We start from the raw sequence: 19,405 nt of genomic DNA on the forward strand, positions 1-19,405 counted from the left end.
GCCGAAAGAGTACATGACTAATCTGGACTCGCAAACCATGACTTCGCGGCGCGATGATGAAGCGAACGGGGCACGTCGATGTCGACCCTGAACAGGCGGAGATGGATCGTGGCCGCCCTGGCGGTCTACGCACTGGCCGCCGCCGTGATCCTCGTCTCGCCGGTGAGGTACTCCGGAATCGTCCGCGCCATCGGCGAGTGGCTTCGCGGTGACCTGGCTCTGACGGGCTTCGGGACGGGCTGGATCGAGTTCTTCGCCAACGCCGTGATGTTCGCTCCGCTCGGTTTCCTGCTGACGGCGTGGTTCCGTCATCCGTGGCGGGGTGTGGTCCTCGCTGTGGTGCTGTCGGTCGGTGCCGAGCTGGCTCAGGTCGTCATCCCGCAGCGGGAGCCGAGCCTTCGCGACGTGTTCGCGAACGCGCTGGGCGCTGCCGTCGGTGCGCTGCTCGCGTGGCTACTCGTCATGGGAAGGAGTCGGCGTGCGCGTGCTGGCGTCGCGGCCCCAAGCCCCGTTCGGATCCCGTCGCGCGCGGAACCCGGCGATGAGCGTGATCGCGACATAGGCGACCGCTGAGGGTGCGAGCCGGAGATCGCGCAGGACGACGTCACGCAGCCAGGACCACCGATCAGACCGCCGCACGCCGCCCCGCGTGGCCTGGGCGCGGCGCAGCTGAGCGTTTCCACGGCGCACCCGCACCAGCCGGTTCACGAGATCGACGGTGGTCCGCGGGGCTTCGACGAAGATCTCGACGCCGCGCACCTCCAGCTTCTCCTCGGCGCTGAACTGCGCATCGAGGAACAGATCGTCCGCGATCATGTCGGGGAACTCGCCGAATCGTGCACGCCCGGCCTCGGAGAGGACGATCAGCCCTCGGCCGAACAGTCCGTTGCGGAACACCGGAAGGCGCTCGTTGATGCGGTAGTAGGCGCGCACCGCCCATGGTCGGCCGGCGATGTCGAAGCGTCGCACGGGCACGGTCGCCAGAATGCCCGTCTGCTCGTCGAGGGCCCCGGTCAGGGTCGCGATCGCCCCGGGCGGCGGGACGATGTCGGCATCCAGGTATACCCGTGGGAATGCCGTGGCAGCCTTCTCAGCGGCGTTCAGCGCCCCCGTCTTCCCCGCCTCTGCGCGCTCCACGACGGTCGCGTTCCATGAGCGGGCGACCTCGGCCGTCGCGTCGGTGCATCCGTTCGCGCTGACGATGATCTGCAAGGTCAGATCCTCCCGGTCGAGAGCCTCCAGACAATCGGCGATCACGGACTCCTCGTTGTGCGCGGCGATGATCACACTGACCATGTCGACACCTCCCTCATCCCCGCACCGCGGTCGGCGACCACCCATGCCGGATGAGCATGCGTGGAGCATCGGAGCCGTCGGTCTTCAGCATCCAGACGTCCGAATCTCCCGGTGTGTCGTTCGGCAGACCGTACATCAGCGTGTCGTCGTCGAGCCAGGCGATCTGGTCGTCGACGCTGCGGGTCTCGGTCTTCAGCACAGTGACCTCCCCTGTGGTGACGTCGAAGACGGCGGGCGTCCAGTGCACGGTCGGTCCGGTACCCGACGTGACGCGTTTGAAGGCGATTCGGGTTCCGTCCGGGGACAGCGAAGGGCATTCGACGGAGTCGAGCACCGAGGTCAGAGTGCGGTCAGCGATATCGCCCTTGACGAGGTAGGTCTTCCCGACCGTCGTCAGTCCTGCCGTCGCGTAGAACGTCGCGTCGTCGATGAAGGTCACGCCCCAGTAGTTGCGGTCGATCGGGGCGCTGGGCTCGCCGTCGATGATCAGCCGCCAGTCCTCGAGGTTGCCCAGGCTCGTCCCGTCCGAGACCTGATGGATCTCGGTCTGGGTGGAGAAACCGATCGAGGCGTATGCGTGGCCCGTGACGAATGACGTGGTGGCCACCAGAGATCCGTCCGGTGAGAATCGCGTGCGGCTCGGGACGCCCGGCAACGACCATTCCAGCTGCTGCGCACCCGATGTGTCGTAGAGGCGAGCGCTGTAACTCGGGGTGATGCCGCGATCGGATCGCAGACACGAGACGGATGACGAAGTTGCAGCGACGCGGTCGCAGGCGACGTCCAACAGGGCGCGCGGTCCTTCCGGCGCGTCGATGGGCACGCTGGCGACGTGACCGTAGCCCTCGCCCGAAGCCGTGTTGCGGAAGACGATCCGATCGCTCGCGGACCATACTCCAGGCGTGGCGATCGCGGCGCCCGACGGCGCGCTGTTCCTGCTCTGATACTGCGACCACGCGACCACCGCAGCCGCCGCGGTCACGCCGAGGACGAGGACGGAGGTGAGGACGATGACGATCCATTTCGTTCTGACCGTCACGGCGCATCACCCTCGTCCGCTGCGACCGGCACGGCGACCTCTTGCACGGGAGGTGCGGCCATCAGAGGGCGCAGGAGCAGCACGACGATCGGGATCGCGATGAGCAGCAGGCCGGCGACGATCAGTATGGAGCTCTGCGGTCCCAGCGCGAACCAGAGGATCCCGAAGCCGGCCGCCGAGACGAAGCGGCTCACCGCCACCACGGTCTGGGCCGCGGCGATGCCGGTGCCGTGGGTCTCGGGAGTCGTCAGCTGTGCGGCGAGTGCGGCCAGCACGCCGTCGGTCGCGGCGTAGAAGGCCCCGAGCAGCAGCAGGCACGACAGCGTGGCGGCCACGTCGGCGATCGGCAGCACCGCGACCACGTACGCGGCGAGCAGACCGGCGTGCCCGTAGACGAAGACACGTGCACGCCCGACCCGGTCCGAGAGTCGCCCGAGCGGGATGGCCAGCGCGAGGAACGCGATGTTCGTGCCCACGTACATCAGCGGGAACCATTGCGCGGCGAAGTCACTACGCGCCTGAAGGATCAGGTAGATGAAGCCGTCGCCGATGGTGAGCAAACCCAGGATGCCGGCGGTGGCGAGCACACGACGCATCGACCCCGAAAGAACGATCGACCACGCGAATCTCGGGCGAGCGGCGCGGGTGCGCTTCTTCGGCATCCGGCTGGCCGCACCTGCTTCCGATCCCGTCGTGTCATCGGAACGGGTTCTCACGTTCGGGACGAAGAGGCCGAGGATCGTCACGCCGATCACGGCGAAGCCGAGCGACGCGACGAAGACGATCCCGTACCCGTCCGGGATCAGCAGCAGGATGAAGAAAGCCAGGAGCGGGCCGATGGCCGCACCGATGTTGTCGAGGGTGCGGTGCACTCCGAAGGAGGCGCCGAGGTCATCCGGATGCGAGGCGGCGGTGATCACGGCATCACGGGGTGCGGTGCGGATGCCCTTGCCGATCCGATCGGCGGTGATGACCGCCGTCAACGAGGCGATCCCCGTCGCGAACAGCAGGCCCACGCGGGCGATCGCGGCGATGCCGTACCCGAAGAACGCGACCCACTTGGGTCTGCCGATGCGGTCGGAGGTGTACCCGCCGGCGATCCGCACCACCGCGCTGACGCCTTGATAGAGGCCGTCCAGGAACCCGAAGGCGATCGTTGACATCCCCAGGAACCCGGTGATGTACAGCGGCAGGATCGCGGTGACGGATTCCGACGAGATGTCGGTGAGCATCGAGACGATGCCGAAGGCGACCACGGTGGAGGACACGGTGCGCCCGCCGCGACGACGCGGACCCCGCTTTCCATCGGCTCCGCGTGGTCGGTTCGAGAAGGAGATGTACATCGTCTGCTCACTCCGTCCGGAACACAGCGTGGATCATGTAGCGGTTGCCGGTCCCGGATGTCTCGATGGCCAGTGTCGTCGACTCATACTGTCCGGTGCAGGTGAGGGTTCCATCGGGTGCGGCCTGTTCCTGCAGGCCGCGCGACTTCCACAGCTTGCTGTAGTGCGCACGGATCTCCTCGGGAGTCGCCGCCGTCGCCGCCACCAGATCGACCTGCATCACCGTTCCTTCCGTCGCGATCGAGCTGGACACCACCTCTGATCGGTCCATCGGTCCCACGATGTCGTCGGGAAAGCCCGCCGCAAGACCACCCGAGCGTGCGGCGGACTCGGGCAGGGGCGCCGTCATCAGGGGCTTCGGGGTCTCTCGGGGCGGGAGCCCGGTGTGCGGAGGTGCGGTGGGCGGTTGCACTTCCGAACCGGATGTCGGCGTCGCGCCCGGCACCGGGCCCTTCGTCGGCGCGGCGGGCGTCGACGACGCGGGAACGGATGCGTCCACCGGATCGGCCACTGGTCTGTTCACGGTGAATGCGACGATGATCGCGATGCCGACCACGATGGCCAGGCCGGTCACGACGATAGTGACTTTCATCCCGCGTGTGAGCGCAGGTGAATCCCTTTTCGGCACGACACGCCTCCCCTTGGCTCCTGTGCTCCCCACACCCCTCGTGTGATCGAGGAGCCGCTGCTGTTAGATCGTCTCATGTGCAAGACCCGCGGCCACGCGTCATCTGGGAAAGGGGAGGGGTCCAGATGACTAGGGGGCGTGACCGCGGGCCGATCAGAGGTCGCCCCCCAGGGCGAGACGCGCCATCAGTAGGCGCCGCTCGGCTGCAGCATCACCTTCGCCGTGCGCCACATGATCTGAAGGTCGCTGGTGACCGACCAGTTCTCCACATAGCGCAGGTCCAGGCGCACGCTCTCGTCCCATGACAGGTCGCTGCGTCCCGAGACCTGCCAGAGACCTGTGATTCCCGGCTTGATGTACAGCCGACGGAACACCTCACCGTCGTACCCGGTGACTTCGCTGACCAGCGGCGGACGAGGGCCGACGACGCTCATGTCCCCAACGAGGACGTTCCAGAACTGAGGCAGCTCGTCGAGCGACAGCTTGCGCAGAATCTTGCCGACGCGGGTGACACGCGGGTCGTCCTTCATCTTGAAGAGGAGACCTGAGCCTTCGTTCCGCTCCTTCAGAGCCGCCAACTGCTGTTCGGCATCCGTGCGCATCGAACGGAACTTGACCATTTTGAACAGTCGTCCGTCGCGTCCGACCCGCTCCTGCAGGAAGAACACCGGACCGGGCGAGTCGAGCTTGATCAGCACGGCGAGTACGGGATACGCCAGAGCGATCGGGATCAGCGCCAGGGTCGACACGACGATGTCGAGCACTCTCTTGACCGCGTGCTGGCCGCCGGAGTAGGTCGGGATCTGCATGCGGATGAGAGGCAGTCCATCCAGAGGCTCGAAGCTCAGCCGAGGCCCCGCCACGTCGGCCAGCCGACTGGACAGCACGAGCTCGGCGGCCGTTCCCTCCAGCTGCCAGCTCAGCCGCTTGACGAACTCCGCGTCACCCTTCGGGCGACTGGCGACGATGATGGTGTCGGCCTTCAGATCGCACGTGATGTCACGGATGGTGTTGACATCTCCGAGCACCGGATAGGTGCCGTCGCCGACGGTGAGCTCGCTCTCATCGTCGTCGAGCAGTGTCACGCCCACGACGCGCAGGCCGGAAGAACTGGACCTGCTCAGGTTGGCGATGACGTATTCGACGTCGTCGCGATCGCCCACGACGAGCGTTCGGGACCAGTAGCTGCCGTGGGCCCGCTGGTTCATCAGCCAGCGACGACACGACCACCGGCTCAGCAACAGCAGTCCCAGACCGGAGGGGAAGGCGACGAGCAGAAGCAGCTGCATTCCATGCAGGCTCATGAGCGCATCGCCGATCGCCAGGACACCGAATGCCAAGCCGGTGGCGTGCGCAACCCCGCGATACTCCGCCACACTCGGCCGGAACAACGCAGCGTTGCGCGTATGGGTGCCGCCCAGCATCAGATACCACACTGCGCACAGAAGGGATGCGCGCAGCGTGGTAGCGAGCGGAACGCCACCCAGCTGAACCTGGATTCCAGCGGTGAGGCCGACGGCGATGACGATCACGCCGATGTCCGTCAGGTTGAGAAGCATCCGATACTGGCGCTCCCACCTGCGTCGCTGCTCCAGTGTCGTGGTCGCGCGCGGTGCCACCGAAACGGTGGGCACCGCGCGCACGGTCTGCGGAATCGAAACGGGACGGAACCCCGTCACGCCCCGGTTCAGCTCCAGGACTTCCTCGACGGAAGTCACCTCGAAGCCCCGCAGACCGCTGATGTACGCAAACCCCAGTGCGACATATCTCCCCAGATTCCCCAGAATCTGCCGTTCGAGAACGACAGTTGTTTTCTGCGCCGAGCCCCCTCGGCGCTGTCGTCCGTGACCCCAGATCACGGTGCGGATGAGGCATCCCCATGCTCATCCGCGTCGACGATTGATCGCGACTACTGGCCTGTCGGAGGCGCTCGCGAGACCGGATGGCTCATCGGACCACCACCGGCGAATTCACGGAGATGGCGTCGACCGCGCACCACAGCGAGGCACTGAGCCCGCGGGCAGTGCGAGGCAGACGGAGGACATCCGTCGCGACGACGGTCGGAACGTCGCAATGCGTTCCCGCGTGTCGGAGGGTGGTCAGGTGCTCGACATCGAACGTGTCGAAGGCTCCCGCGACGTACCCAAAGCGCGTCCCCATGATCTCCCCAGATCGATCTCCCCAGTAAGGCGAATCCCCATTCGCCGTGCGGCCCCCAGAGCCGCAGCTCAGAGTCTAGTTGGATTCGACCCGTGTAAGCAATGATCTCTTTCGTCGGCGTGGCGGGAGGAAACAATCGCGGTCGCGACGGTCGCCGCGGTGACGTGCGCGCAGTGCGTGTGTGCTCGGGATGTGGTGTCCTTCGGGGGGGCTCTGAGACTGCGCCGGCAGGCGTCCGCGCACGCGTCAGAGGGTGAGTGTCTCGCCCGGCGGTCGTTGAGTCACGGGCGGATGCCAGACGCTTGTCGGCGAGTGCGGCTCGATCCGCTGGCCCAGCCGAGAATCGTCTCCAGCGGCCCGCGACGGTGTACGAGCGCCAGTGTGACGCCGATCAGCCCGACGACGACGAGCTGCAGCAGGAAGATGGCCGTGCCCTGCGCATACCAGGGGAGCATTGTCGCGCCGGAGTCGGCCGCGGAGTCGACGCCGACGCTGAACAGGACGGCCGTCACGACGACGTGCGCGGTGTAGATCGTCAGGGGAGCGGCACCAGCCGCACGGATCGACTCGAGCGCCCATCCCGTGCGCCGCGATCGCGCATCGACGACGCCGACGAGCAACCCGATGATGAAGCATGCGCCGGCGACCGTACGCAGCATATCGGCCGGATCGCCGCTGTGCGGTGTGGGTATCAGCAGCATCCACAGCTCGATGCCCATCGGCGCGCCGTACCCTGAGCTCAGCATCCGCTCGCCCAGGTCGGGAAGACCGAACCATTCCGGCTTCATGCGGACGACTCGCCCGGCGATGGTGACCGCCGCGTACACGGTCAGTCCTGCGATGGTGAGACGCGTGCAGAGCCGGCGGAGAGCGCCCCCGCCCGCCTCTCGGGCGGTCAGCAGCGCGCGCGCGACCACCATCCCGATGAGCATGTACGCAACCCAGGTGATGGCGGGGTAGTGGCCGGTGAGGAGAAGATCGCGCAGCGCTTCCCACGCGCGTGCGGTCCCGTCGCTGTCGGGCGGTCGGGGCGCTGTTGTGATGCCGGACCGGACCCGCGCGTTGAGCGCGCCGCCGAGCACCCAGAGGACGCCTGCAGCGGTGGCGTTCAGCCAGGTCGGCAGCAGCACCGCGGGGGCCGAGATGATCATCGCGACCCCGTAGAAGGTGAGCACGATGCTGATCGGCCCGTCGAGAAGCGCGAGCATCGCCCCGACGAGGGTGATCAGCAGGCCGCGGAGCACGAGGCTCAGGAGCATACGCCCAGGGGCGACGCCTCGCATGGTGCGGGTGAGCAGCACCATGCTGATGCCCCCGAGCGCCGCGAAGGTGGTGGCGGAGGTGCTGCTGATCGTCGCCCCGATGACCTTGCCGAGGAGCTGGTCGATCGTCGAAGCCTGCGGGTTCGCGCCGAGCGGCACGACCAGGTGTGCGGCCATCATTCCGACGATGGCGAGGAAGCGGGCAAGGTCGATGCCGATGATCCGACGGCCCATCGCAACGGGGGCCGGAGGCTGACGGGCGACGGTCACCGGTCCATCCTGACACGGCCGGGGTGCAGCCGAGGAAGCAGCCGGCGAGAGCTCACACGGCGCCTGTGGGTCGGATGATCGCAGCGAGAGTGCGGGCGACCACGACGATGTCGCTGGTGACCGACCAGTTCTCGACGTAGTAGAGGTCGAGCCGGATCGCGTCATCCCACGAGAGATCCGAGCGGCCGCTCACCTGCCACAGGCCGGTGATGCCGGGCTTCATGAACAGTCGGCGATGTGCGTCGTCATCGTAGAGAGCGACCTCGGCCTCGCGCTGCGGGCGCGGGCCTACGAGGCTCATTGTGCCGATGAGGGTGTTGAAGAACTGCGGAAGCTCATCGAGCGAGTATCGGCGGATGAATCGCCCGACCGGAGTGATGCGCGGGTCGTTGTTCACCTTGAACAGCGGCCGATCAGACGTGCCCTGCTGGTCGAGCAGCGACTGCAACTCGTCGTCTGCGCCGACGACCATCGACCGGAATTTGAGCATCCTGAACGGCTTGCCGTGCAGGCCGATGCGCTCCTGGCTGTAGAAGATCGGGCCCTTGCTCGTCATCTTGACGGCGATCGCGACGGCGATCATGACAGGGGAGAAGAGCACGATTAGGCCGAGCGAGCCGAGGATGTCGAACGCTCGCTTGGCTATGCGCTCGCGACCTTCGAAGCGCGGATACTCCACGTGGATCAGGGGGAGGCCGGCGACCGGGCGGGTGTGGATGCGCGGCCCGGCGATATCGGTGAGCGCGGGGGCGACGATCAGGCCGATGCGCTTCTGGTCCAGGGCCCAGCCGAACTGGCGGGTGCGCTTGGGTGTGATCGCATCAGACGTCGAGAGGATGACGGAGTCGATGTTGTGGGAGTCAATGATCTCGAGCACGTCGTCGAAGTCGCCGAGCACGGGCACATCTTCCATGAGCGGCTCCTGCGTTCCGTGCGTCGTAACGGCGCCGATGATGCGGATGCCGGAGTTCGGCTCACGGGTGATCTTGTCGGCGATGTGAGTCGCCTTGTGACGGTCCCCGATCACGATGGCCCGTTGCATGAAGCGACCGCGGGCGCGCTGGCGGTGCAGCCACCTGCGCCACATCCATCTTGTGAGGACCAGCAGCACCAGACCTGCCGGCAGAGCCATAAGGAGGTAGAAGCGGCCGAACTGGATCTGAAAGAGCAATGCCAGGATGGCGAGGGTGCCGAAGACGCGCACGGTCGCATCGACGATCTGTCGATACTCTGCCGAGCCCCCGCCGAGTACCGATTCATCGCGCGTTCCGAAGATCTGTAACGCGAACAACCACCCCACGACAAACAGCAACGACGTCACGAAGTAGCCGATCTCGACGTCGAAGGTCTTATCGCCAATGGTCAGCGGTTCGTTACTCAGACCGAAGCGAAGTAGGTGCGCCCCGAAGACTGCGAGGATCACCACACCCGTGTCGGTCGCGACCAGCAAGCGTGCGTAACGACGTTGTTGCCTCTCTACCGAAGTCGTCCTCGAATCCAGGATCGACCGGGCATCAGATTGCATCGCACCCCATCACGTAGCACCATCCCCGAACGCCCGAGTCGATGGATGACCTAGGCGTCGGCCGCGCCGAAGCACTCGCCGCTGTTCGTGGTCTTGGCTCCCCGCCAGTAGTGGTAGCTCCAAGTGAGCGCCACATACCAACATTGTTGCACGTGGCGGAAAATGCGCGTGCAAACGAACCGGGAACGGGCGTGAAAGTGACCGAGTCGCGCTTCGCGCGCAGTGCCGCATCGCACAACTCTCGAGGGGCGGTGCCAGGATCGGCTTCGATACGCTGAGGGCGTGCCATCTTCTCGGTCGACCTCTCGTAGCATCATCGTGGTGGCGATCGGCAACCTCGCAGCGCCGGCGGCGGCTTTCGTAAGTGCACCGATTCTCGCGCACGCTCTCGGTGTCGATGGTCGGGGTGAGGTAGCCGCCGGCACGGCCATGCTGCTCCTCGGCACTGCGATCGGGACCCTAGGCATCTCTGATGCCGCGACTTACTTCGTGGCTTCTCGTACGGCGAGCCCGGGGGCCGTCCTCAAGCGCGGGACGTGGTACCTCGCAGGGTCAGGCTTGCTGCTCACCGTGTTGAGCGGCATCTTGGCACCGGTACTCGCGGCGCACGATCCTGAACTGACCAACGTGATTCGAATCGCAGGTTTGGCGATAACTCCGACGCTAATGCTCGGCGCCTTGCGAGGCGTCGCGCAGGGTATGCAACAGTGGGCGCTGGTCAACGCGGAGAAATACCTCACAGCGGTCTTTCGCGTCGTTCCTCTTCTCGTCTTACTCGTCCTCGATGCACTCACCCCGCTGACCGCAGTCGTCGTACTCGCGGGAGCGCCGATCATCGGTGGTTTGGCGTATTTCAGATTGCTCATGCCTCCGAGGCTCCGCGGATTCCCGCTCGAGGAGCGTCCACCGTTGATCCGATATGGCCTTCACGTCTGGATTGGCTCACTCTCAGGAATCGTGCTGTCTCGCGTGGATCAGACCCTGATGACTCCACTGGCAGGCGTCTACGAACTGGGGCTCTATGCAGTCGCGGTCAATCTTGCGGATCTCCTTCTGATCGGACAGAGCGCCTTGGGACAGGTGCTGTTCTCTGTGGATGCCGGAGAACGAAAGAACGAACGGCTATATCTAGGTGCGCGCCTCTCCGTAGCGGTCAGCGCTGTGCTCGCGTTGGGGCTAGGTATACCCGCCGTATTCTGGGTGAGAATGTTGTTCGGGCCAGAGTTCGAACCTGCCGTGCTCGCCGTGTGGATTCTGCTTCTCGCTCACGTGATAGGGGCTGCGGGCTCTGTCGCAGGCGTTGCCACATCGGCGCGCGGGCGCCCAGCGCTGCGCAGCACCGCGATCGCGGTCGCAGCCCTGGTCAACCTTGCGCTACTGGTAGCGTTGGTTCCGACTCTCGGTGCGATCGGGGCGGCAGTCGCGACCCTGTGCGGCTCAGGAGTCGGCACCGTGCTGAATCTGTACTTCGCCCGGCGAAGCTTCGGAATGAGTGTCACAGCATTCTGCTTTCCTCGCCCAAGCGACGTTGGGTCACTTCTACGCATCCTCCGGCGAAGGTGACTCCCGCCTAGTCGACTCTCCGCAGGATCCGATATGCCGTGAGTCTCGCACTATGTGGTACGGATCGGATCGCGATCCCGAGTCGGCGTCGCATACTGCCACCGTCGTCTTCCCAGTGGCAGATGATGCCCTCAGGACGTCGGCGACGGAAGATCGGGTGAACATTACGCACCCGTGGGCTGGTGGCGCTGAGCGGATGGGAGTTCTGCATCCACATCTCGTGGTCCCATAGTGTGAGCGTGGGCTCCGCCCGTCTGACTTCAGTGTGGGGTCGGCAGATGACTGTGTCGACCTGCGGGCCCGTCCTCTCGATCAGCGAGAGGAACGGATTTGAGCGCCATCTCTTTCGGTAATAGTCACCGTTCGCGTACTCGATCCCGTTCGGGAACTCGACGAAGAGCCGTTCTTGCCGAGCGAACTGGCGCTGCACTGTCGCAACGTAGTCCCTGGACAGTGCGTCATCGTTGTCCACTCTGCTGGTGATCAGGAACTCACGGTCTGCGAAACCCAGGGCTGCGAGTTCTTCGGGGATACGTCCATCAAGCAGGGGGCCGTCGATCCATACCGGCGTCAGATACTCCCGCTCCTCGATGTTGGCTCGGAACCATGCCGGGCTCTGAGCGTTCAGGAAGACCATCCACGCATCCAGAGGAGCAGTCTGCGACTGGACTGATGGAACGGTTATGCGGTCGAACACCTCGATGCGGTTTCGAAGCCAGTCATCCTCGATGCCCCGTCCGGGGGAGGCGTACGAGATCTCGACGTTGAAGCGAGTGATCAGGACATGGCGAAACGTACGATCCATGTAGCCATGATCATGTACCGGGCGACGGCAATCCAACTTTGCAAGAGGCGCCCGCCTGAAATCGAGGTCGTGACGTGCCTGCGCCTCCTGCCTCAACCCTCGCGTAGCCGCCTCCGCGATCTCTAGGTGCCCTGATCCCCGGTAGCGTGTAATCGATGGAGGTTGAGTATGGCGATGGTTCGAGGGACTCACGGATGAGATGGTCGTTGATCACGGTCACTTACAACAGTGCGGCGGACCTGGCCAGGTTCTGGTCGAGTTTCGTGCCTGAGTCTGACGTCGAATGGATCGTCGTCGACAACGCCTCGGATGACGGTTCGGCCGATCTGGCGGAAGAGCTCGGAGCTCGCGTTGTCCGGCTCGACACCAACCTCGGATTCGGCGGGGCGAACAATGTGGGGTTCGAAGAAGCCGCCGGAGAGTTCGTCGCGTTCGTCAACCCCGATGTAGCCGCGAAGACTCAGGACCTTGTTCAGCTCGAATCTCACCTGAGGGACCACCCCACCCACTTGGTGTCACCCCAATTGACCCATCCCGATGGCGAACTTCAGCCAAACGGACGTGGCATGCCCTACCTCGCGTACAAGGTGATCAACAGGCTCTGGCCGCGACTCTTGGAGGGACGTTACATTCTCGCAGCTGCGCAGGACGAGACCCTCTCTTGCGATTGGTTGATGGGCGCCGTTGTGGCTGGTGCGAAGCCGCATCTCGCGACCCTCGGGCCTTGGGACACCAGGTTTTTCGTCTACTACGAGGATTCGGACCTCGGGCTGCGCAACAAGGAGCAAGGTGGACATTCCGTCGTGCTCGGAGCGATCCGCTGGGTACACGGCTGGGCACGCGAGACGAAGACCGCGTCCGCGTCCGCTTGGCGCCGCGAGATTCCCTCCCTCGTCAAGTTCTACAGCCGGTACCCACGCCTTCTCGGCATACCGGGACGACGCTCAACTGGAAGGCTCAGCGGATGAGGGTCGTGTTCGACATTCTGGGCTCGACTGAGCGTTCCGGGGGGATGCGGCTCCACAGCACAGAGATGATCAGGGCATGGATGCAGCTCTGGCCGGACGACGAAGTGACGATAGTCGGTCCCGAGTGGGCAGCGGCGGAGTTTGCCGCTCACGCTGATGTACGCATCTGGCGGAATGAGAGCGCAGTCTTCAGATCGCTCGGCCAACTGTTCGGCTCCAGCCACGCTGCTCGCAAGTCGCAGGCGGATGCACTCATCTCATTGAGTCCGATCGTCTCTCCGTTCTACCGGGGAACTACCGTGTGCTTCCAGCACGATTGGCGGCACAAGCGAAACCCCCACGAGTTCCCCCTTGTCCAACGGATCTATCGTCGTCTTTGGGAGATCTCTTCACGCCGCGCGACCTTCAATGCCTGCATCTCTGACAAGGCGGTAGAAGAGACCTCGCGGTATGTTCCTGGGTCGCGGAACGTGTTGGTCGAGAATGGCTGGGATCACGCGCGTGCCTGGCCATCGGCCGAGCCTTCGGCTCGTGACGGCCATTTGGTGACGTTCGGGCATCACAACAACAAGCGTCCAGAGCTTGCCATCGCTGCGCTCGCTTCGTTGAGGAAGGATCTTCACGGATCGATGAGTCTCGTGGTGCTCGGCGCTCGTGGCGCTTACGCAGACGAACTTCGTGGGCTCGCGGCGAGGTTGGGCGTGGATGAGAACGTCGTGTTCCCTGGATTCGTCTCTGACGATGACTACCAACGAACCATCTCCACAGCCGATGCTGTTCTGATGCCCTCATCGGACGAGGGATTCGGTCTACCGATCGCAGAGGCGCTTTTCTTAGGCATCCCGGCTGTGGTCACCGATGACAGTGGAATGACCGAGATATTCGGTGACGCAGTTTCGAGCGCGGCGCCGGACGCTGAATCACTCGCCGCTGCCGTGATCGATGCGCTCGCACGACGGGCGCATGCCGATCCTCGGGAGATTGGCATGACGACCTGGGCCAGCGCGGCGGAGAAGCTTCGCAGCGCTGTCGAGGTGGAGAATTCTCATCCCAGGAACCAGGTGTCAAGCATCGCCGAGCGATACTCGATTCCTGTACGACCTAAGACCATGAAAACGAAATAGCCGAGGACGAATGCGACCGCCGCAATCCGCGCGGCGAGTTTCCTGTTCGCAACCGCCCCGATTATGGCACCGTATCCGATGATTCGGATGAAACCGAAATACATCGGTACTCGATACAACCCGAACGCCAACTCACGGACCGGCAGGATGAACAGCTCAACTGCCAGCAGGGTTGTCAGCGCGAAGAGCACAGACGTGGATGATGTCAGCGCGATCCGTTCGTCAGTCCTTGTGTCGAGAGATGCCAGCGGGCCGCCGGGCGTTGATCGAACCGCGCGGCGCATGGCTGGCGCGGTTGGGGCATGAGTGTCTCTTGTACGGTGATGCTGTCGTAGATTTCGCCGGATGATCACGACGGCAAGGAACAAGGGGACCAGACGGTACAGCGTCTCAAACCCGAGTGCGATTCCTCCATGAGTCGTCTCCTCCAGATAAAAGCCATACTTTGTTTCGCTCAATGCTCCGCCGAACGCGTCAAGCAATGCGGAAGAGCCTGCGGCCACCGCGAGAGCGATGGCGATCACCCAGAAAACGAGCCGCTGAGGCCGCTTGGATCGTCGGATGACGACGGCAGCCGCCCACATGGGAATGAAGATCACCGCCGTCGCATGGAATAAGAGTCCGAGCAGCCCGGCAAGCGCCGCCCACCAGTAACGCCTGCGCAGGACCAGAGCGATGCCGAGCAGCGCCAAGGCGAGGGCCGGGGCCTGACGTAAGAGGTTGAAACTGTCCAGGTACGCCGTACAGAGGTACGTCAACCACATCAGCCATGTGGGCCCATACGCGCGCGTCAGTATGATCGCGGACGCGACTACGCAGGCGCTGACAGCGGCCAAGACGAAGTAGAACGCGTGTGGGTCCGCTGTCAAGCGGGATACGACGTAGTTGAGCCAGACGTACCCGACCTCCGGATTCTGAACCTCTGCGCCGGCGATGGAGATCGCCGCATCGAAGCTGCTGGTACTGGCCACCCGTTCGAACATCCCATTGCCGTACAGCAGCATGTCCGGAGTCACGTCGAGGTCGCGTGCGCCGGCGACGACCGATACGAGCGCCACGGCGACCGCAGCCCACGACACCCGACCAATCAGAGCAGATCGGCTCGCGAGCCCCATCGCGACGGTTGAGAGCACCATTGCGACGATGATGTAGGTCATCGCTCACCGTTCGCACGACGGCCGAAGCCCACAGCTGCTCGGCACGCCTCTGCAAAACGAGGTGCGAGGACCGCTACGGAGAATTCCTCCTCGGCGCGTTGCAGCGCGAGAACTTGGAGGCGACGTCGGACGGATGGGTCACGAAGCGCGCGCAGAGCGCTTGCAAGGGCGTTTGGGTCTCCGGGTGCGACGACAAGGCCCGCATCGCCGATCGCCCAGGGGAGCGGCTCGACGTCGGATACGACCAGGGGGCGGCCGAGCATCAACGCGTCCACGAGCTTCACTGGAAGTTGGCCGACCGCCCGCCTATCGCTCAGGCTGGGGATCGCGACGACGTCGGCGCTCCTGGCGAGGTCGATCCCTGCAGTCAAGGACGTGCGACCTACCCAGGTCTCCCACACCTGCGCGTCGTCAGGCGGATCATCCGTGATGACGAGTGTGGTTCGACTGCGATCATTCTGGAGAGAACGAATGGCTGAACGGAGTACGTCGACGCCCTTGTGCGGATGACGCGTTCCGACGAAGGCGATCTGCATATCCGACGTGTCTCGAGTCTCACCGGACTCCATAGGCAATCGTGTGTGAGGGATGAGCGTTCCCCCATAGCGGGCTTGGAGCCACGGGTTGCTCACCAGGCTCGGATGCGTTCGTGCGAGATTCTGCAGACGAAGGTCCTCGATAGAGCGGCCGGGGCGTCGAAACCACCGCAGCGCACCCAACGCCGGCGACCCGGTGCGTCGACGCACCTCAAGGTCCGGATCATCGACGTCAACGAGGAGGGGAAGGTACAGCTGTTCTGCGATATGTGCCGCCTGGCCCAGGGAACGCGGAAGCGGCTTGACCGCAATGAGCAGGTCGGTGTCGCTCGGGATGGCATCAGCGACCTCTGACGCGGGCACTTGTCGGACAGATCGCTCAAACTCCGTGCCAGCTAGAGGGGGCCAGATCGCGTTTCCGTGTGTCGTGACCACAAGCACGCCCCAGCCGAGTTCGCGTGCCAAGAGCCAGAGGCAATAGGCCCTACCGAGGGAGTTAGCCTCCTTGCTCTCAGCAATCAAGACGATCTGCACTAGGCCTCTCCCTTCCCGCCGCTCACGTGCTTCGCGAAGCCGAGCAGTTCCGCCGCCACAACCGACCAATCCTTGCTTCGCGCGACTTCTCTGTCCACATCCCCAATTGGTGCGTTGTTCAACAGCGTTTCGGCGAGTGCCTGCGCGAATGAGGATGAGTCGCCGGCCGTGAATGGGATGAGCGCTCGGATGCCAGGAGACCGCTCAACGATTGACTGTGGTGCTATCACGGGAACGCCTGTCGCAATGTACTCGTACAACTTCATCGGGCTACGGGCTGCGTTGGACTCGTTGTCGACGAAGGGCATCAGCCCTATCCTCCCGCGTGCTATGGCTGTTGGTACGCATTCGTAACCGATTGGTCCTTTGAACTGTACGTTCGGCGGAAATGGGGGAAGTCTCCCCGGCATAGGGCCAAAAATCGCGAACTCAGAACCCGGCAGGGCGCGCGCTGCGAACGACAGGGCTTCGAAGTCGAAACGGAAATCGAGAGCGCCGACATAGACGAAGTCATACTGTTTGTCGTTCGCCTGGGCATTCGCGAACCGGGCGTATTCAACGCCGTTCTCGAGGACGATGTTGGGCCGTGATGAATCTCCGAGCACGGATGCGAGGACCTTCGGTGACGTCGCTGCGACAGCGTCGGCATAGAGCGCAGCGCCGCGGGCGGCACGGGTGAGGGCGCTCGAACGGAAGATGTCGGTTGGGCGGAACACGACAGTCGAGGAGGGGAAATGTGTGCTCGGGAACAGTGGTTGGTCGATGAAAACGAAGTCGGGCCGCGGGATCCCAACTCTTTTCAGTGCGCGCGTGGTCTGTGTCTTCGTCCAGCGGAAGTTCGCCGGGAACAGCGGGGTCGGAATGAAGTCAGTCACACCTGCCGTGAGTACGGGGCCGGCGAACGCGGCGGTGCGTCGCGTTCGTTGTTGCGGCTTGAGTGCGGCATGCGTCAGGCTGAACGGAGTGCTGATGTGTGCGACCGTATGCCCCTGAGCCGCAAGCTCCCTCGAAAGGTGATGGCTTCCCACACGGAAATCACCAGAGCGCGCTGTATGGCTCAGAAACACGACGGAACTCATGTCGCTACGGTCGCCCCATCCCGTAGTACGCCCATCCTGCAGCACGCCAGGCCGCGGCATCCAGTCCGTTGCGTCCGTCGACGACCACACGGCCGCCGGTGAGAGTGGACGCGTGCTCAGGTGACAGCTGGCGACGGTACTCGTCCCATTCGGTGACCATCACGACGGCATCCGCGTCGCGGATGGCTTCGTCTCGGTCCGGTTCGTATGTCAACTGCGGATGCACGCGCCGGGCGTTCGCGATCGCCTGGGGGTCGGTCACCACAACCTTCGCCCCAAGTCCGTTGAGACGCACGGCCACATCGAGAGCAGGGGAATCACGCACGTCGTCACTGTGCGGTTTGAACGCTGCACCCAGCACCGCTACCTTCTTGCCGAAGACGCTGCCCCCGAGTCCATCGATCACCAGCTGCACGGCGCGGTCGCGGCGTCGCAGGTTGATCGCATCCACTTCGCGCAAGAATGTCACCGATTCGCCGACGCCGAGCTCTTCGGCCCGGGCCGCGAAGGCGCGGATGTCCTTCGGCAGGCATCCTCCACCGAATCCGATGCCGGCGCCGAGGAACTTGCGTCCGATGCGGGCGTCGTGACCGATCGCGTCGGCGAGCTGCGTGACATCCGCGCCCGTGACCTCGGCGATCTCGGCCATCGCATTGATGAACGAGATCTTCGTGGCGAGGAACGCGTTTGCGGACACCTTCACGAGTTCGGCCGTCGCATAGTCCGTCACGATGAACGGGGTGCCCTTCGCGACAGCGGGGGCGTAGACCTCGCGAAGGATGTCGGCCGCCCGCTCGCCTGCCGTGCCGGCCGGCACGCCTGCCACCAGACGGTCCGGGTCGATGGTGTCCTGCACCGCCCAGCCTTCGCGCAGGAACTCAGGGTTCCATACGAGTGTCCCGCCGGTCTCGACGACCCGTGGTGCGAGTTCCGCCGCGGTGCCGACCGGCACCGTCGATTTGCCGGCGACGATATCGCCTTCGGTGAGGTGTGGTAACAGTGAATCGATCGCCGCGTTCACGTACGCGAGGTCAGCGGCATACCCGCCGGCCTGCTGGGGAGTCCCGACGCCGACGAAGTGCACGCGGGCGCCCTCCGCTGCAGCGACATCAGTGGTGAAGGACAGGCGTCCGGACGCGATTCCGTCGGCGAGAATCTCCTGCAAGCCGGGCTCGAAGAAAGGGGGCTCGCCCTTGGAGAGTGAGTCGATCTTGCGCGGATCGACATCGATGCCAACGACATCGTGACCGATGGATGCCATCGCCGCGGCATGGACTGCACCGAGATAGCCGCAGCCGATGACCGAAAGACGCATGTAGTACCTTCCCGAGACCTGTGTCCATCATTCCCTATCCGCGAGCGCGGAGCTGCCGCGGGAAACGCGAATGGCGCGCCTCCCGAGGAGACGCGCCATTCGACGAGAGCTGAGCTCAGAGGATGCCGGCGCCGGCCGGGATCGTGATCGTCGCGACCGCGGGGGAATCGACGAGCGTGCCGTCCGAGTAGATCGAGACCGTGACCGTGAAGGTCATGAGGACATCGACGCTCACGCCGGTGCGCGAAGTTGCACCGTAGACGATCTGGCCGAGCACCTTCTGCGCGTCGCCGGCGATGCTCGCGTCGTTGATAGTGAACGGCTGCGAGGTCTCGTACACGCCCAGCGTGGCGATCGGTGCGAGGTCCAGGATCGTGTTCTCGGTGATCGTACGGGTGCCCAGCGTGGTGCCCGGGATGTCGAGGACGCCGAAACCGCGCGAGACGCCGCTGCTGAGCAGGGTGACAGGCAAACCAGACGCCCACGTGATCGTCACCACGCCGGTGAGCGGACCGTCAAGGGTGCCCGGGCCGTTGTCGATGACGACATTGTTCGGGAAGGTCGGCAGCACCGAGGCGGTCAGCGTACCGCTTCCATCGAGCAGACCAATCGTGGCCAGGTTCGTGGTAGTGCCGTCGAAGTTCACGGTTGCGTTGTTGACGGACGCGGCAGCCATCGGGGTCGCGGCGGCGACGGCGATGACGGGCAGCGACCAGGCGGCGCCCTTGACGAGCGAGCGGCGCGAGAGTTCGGTCTTTTCGATGGTCATGTTTCTCCTGGGGAAATCGAGGGCAGTGTGCC

General features: G+C 64.5%; 17 protein-coding genes. 4 read left to right on the plus strand and 13 right to left on the minus strand.

Annotated elements, in window-relative coordinates; all coding sequences use genetic code 11:
- Positions 1-78 precede the first annotated feature (78 nt).
- Positions 79-573 carry a VanZ family protein gene (locus ACFQY2_RS06525; protein WP_378744851.1) on the plus strand — a complete coding sequence of 165 codons (495 nt, stop codon included), beginning with the start codon at positions 79-81 and terminating at the stop codon, positions 571-573.
- On the opposite strand, the gene ACFQY2_RS06530 is transcribed toward ACFQY2_RS06525, so the two are convergent.
- The 7 genes from ACFQY2_RS06530 to ACFQY2_RS06560 form a co-directional block, all read right to left on the minus strand.
- Positions 454-1,296, minus strand: coding sequence for a glycosyltransferase (locus ACFQY2_RS06530; RefSeq protein ID WP_378744852.1), 843 nt, complete (start codon positions 1,294-1,296; stop codon positions 454-456). The two genes, ACFQY2_RS06525 and ACFQY2_RS06530, sit on opposite strands and share 120 nt — an antisense overlap.
- A 13-nt stretch (positions 1,297-1,309) precedes the next feature.
- Complete coding sequence (locus ACFQY2_RS06535; protein WP_378744853.1) at positions 1,310-2,335, minus strand: hypothetical protein; 1,026 nt, start codon at positions 2,333-2,335, stop codon at positions 1,310-1,312.
- Complete coding sequence (locus ACFQY2_RS06540) at positions 2,332-3,678, minus strand: MFS transporter (protein ID WP_378744854.1); 1,347 nt, start codon at positions 3,676-3,678, stop codon at positions 2,332-2,334. The genes ACFQY2_RS06535 and ACFQY2_RS06540 overlap by 4 nt, the downstream gene beginning before the upstream one ends.
- 7 nt (positions 3,679-3,685) lie before the next feature.
- Complete coding sequence (locus ACFQY2_RS06545) at positions 3,686-4,270, minus strand: hypothetical protein (protein WP_378744855.1); 585 nt, start codon at positions 4,268-4,270, stop codon at positions 3,686-3,688.
- Positions 4,271-4,491: 221 nt separating this feature from the next.
- Entirely contained in the window at positions 4,492-6,024 is a 1,533-nt protein-coding gene (locus ACFQY2_RS06550) for a sugar transferase (RefSeq protein WP_378744856.1), read from the minus strand.
- 723 nt (positions 6,025-6,747) lie between these two features.
- Positions 6,748-7,998: a heparan-alpha-glucosaminide N-acetyltransferase domain-containing protein gene (locus tag ACFQY2_RS06555; RefSeq protein ID WP_378744857.1), complete on the minus strand. Its 1,251-nt coding sequence runs from the start codon at positions 7,996-7,998 to the stop codon at positions 6,748-6,750.
- Between the two features lie 52 nt (positions 7,999-8,050).
- On the minus strand, positions 8,051-9,421 hold the full coding sequence (locus tag ACFQY2_RS06560) for a sugar transferase (protein ID WP_378744858.1): 1,371 nt from the start codon (positions 9,419-9,421) through the stop codon (positions 8,051-8,053).
- 420 nt (positions 9,422-9,841) lie between these two features.
- Here ACFQY2_RS06560 and ACFQY2_RS06565 point away from each other — a divergent pair, with 420 nt between their 5' ends.
- On the plus strand, positions 9,842-11,086 hold the full coding sequence (locus ACFQY2_RS06565) for an oligosaccharide flippase family protein (protein WP_378744859.1): 1,245 nt from the start codon (positions 9,842-9,844) through the stop codon (positions 11,084-11,086).
- A 7-nt stretch (positions 11,087-11,093) separates the two neighbouring features.
- Here ACFQY2_RS06565 and ACFQY2_RS06570 read toward each other — a convergent pair whose 3' ends face one another.
- The gene (locus ACFQY2_RS06570) at positions 11,094-11,891 is read right to left on the minus strand and encodes a glycosyltransferase (protein ID WP_378744860.1); all 798 of its coding nucleotides are present in this window, start codon (positions 11,889-11,891) and stop codon (positions 11,094-11,096) included.
- Between the two features lie 206 nt (positions 11,892-12,097).
- On the opposite strand from ACFQY2_RS06570, the gene ACFQY2_RS06575 reads away from it, so the two are divergent.
- Positions 12,098-12,859, plus strand: coding sequence for a glycosyltransferase (locus ACFQY2_RS06575; protein WP_378744861.1), 762 nt, complete (start codon positions 12,098-12,100; stop codon positions 12,857-12,859).
- Positions 12,856-13,983, plus strand: coding sequence for a glycosyltransferase (locus ACFQY2_RS06580; RefSeq protein ID WP_378744862.1), 1,128 nt, complete (start codon positions 12,856-12,858; stop codon positions 13,981-13,983). Before ACFQY2_RS06575 ends, ACFQY2_RS06580 begins: the two co-directional genes overlap by 4 nt.
- On the opposite strand, the gene ACFQY2_RS06585 is transcribed toward ACFQY2_RS06580, so the two are convergent.
- From ACFQY2_RS06585 to ACFQY2_RS06605, 5 genes are all read right to left on the minus strand, one after another.
- Complete coding sequence (locus ACFQY2_RS06585) at positions 13,905-15,140, minus strand: EpsG family protein (protein ID WP_378744864.1); 1,236 nt, start codon at positions 15,138-15,140, stop codon at positions 13,905-13,907. The genes ACFQY2_RS06580 and ACFQY2_RS06585 overlap by 79 nt on opposite strands.
- Complete coding sequence (locus ACFQY2_RS06590) at positions 15,137-16,210, minus strand: glycosyltransferase family 4 protein (RefSeq protein ID WP_378744865.1); 1,074 nt, start codon at positions 16,208-16,210, stop codon at positions 15,137-15,139. The genes ACFQY2_RS06585 and ACFQY2_RS06590 overlap by 4 nt, the downstream gene beginning before the upstream one ends.
- The gene (locus tag ACFQY2_RS06595) at positions 16,210-17,289 is read right to left on the minus strand and encodes a hypothetical protein (RefSeq protein ID WP_378744866.1); all 1,080 of its coding nucleotides are present in this window, start codon (positions 17,287-17,289) and stop codon (positions 16,210-16,212) included. The genes ACFQY2_RS06590 and ACFQY2_RS06595 overlap by 1 nt, the downstream gene beginning before the upstream one ends.
- A gap of 4 nt (positions 17,290-17,293) precedes the next feature.
- Positions 17,294-18,604, minus strand: coding sequence for a UDP-glucose dehydrogenase family protein (locus ACFQY2_RS06600; protein WP_378744867.1), 1,311 nt, complete (start codon positions 18,602-18,604; stop codon positions 17,294-17,296).
- A 115-nt stretch (positions 18,605-18,719) separates the two neighbouring features.
- A complete protein-coding gene (locus ACFQY2_RS06605; RefSeq protein ID WP_378744868.1) occupies positions 18,720-19,373 on the minus strand; it encodes a hypothetical protein in 654 nt (217 codons plus the stop codon).
- Positions 19,374-19,405 lie beyond the last annotated feature (32 nt).

Source organism: Microbacterium sp. GCM10027623, from assembly GCF_042666935.1.
Taxonomy (GTDB): Bacteria; Actinomycetota; Actinomycetes; order Actinomycetales; family Microbacteriaceae; genus Microbacterium.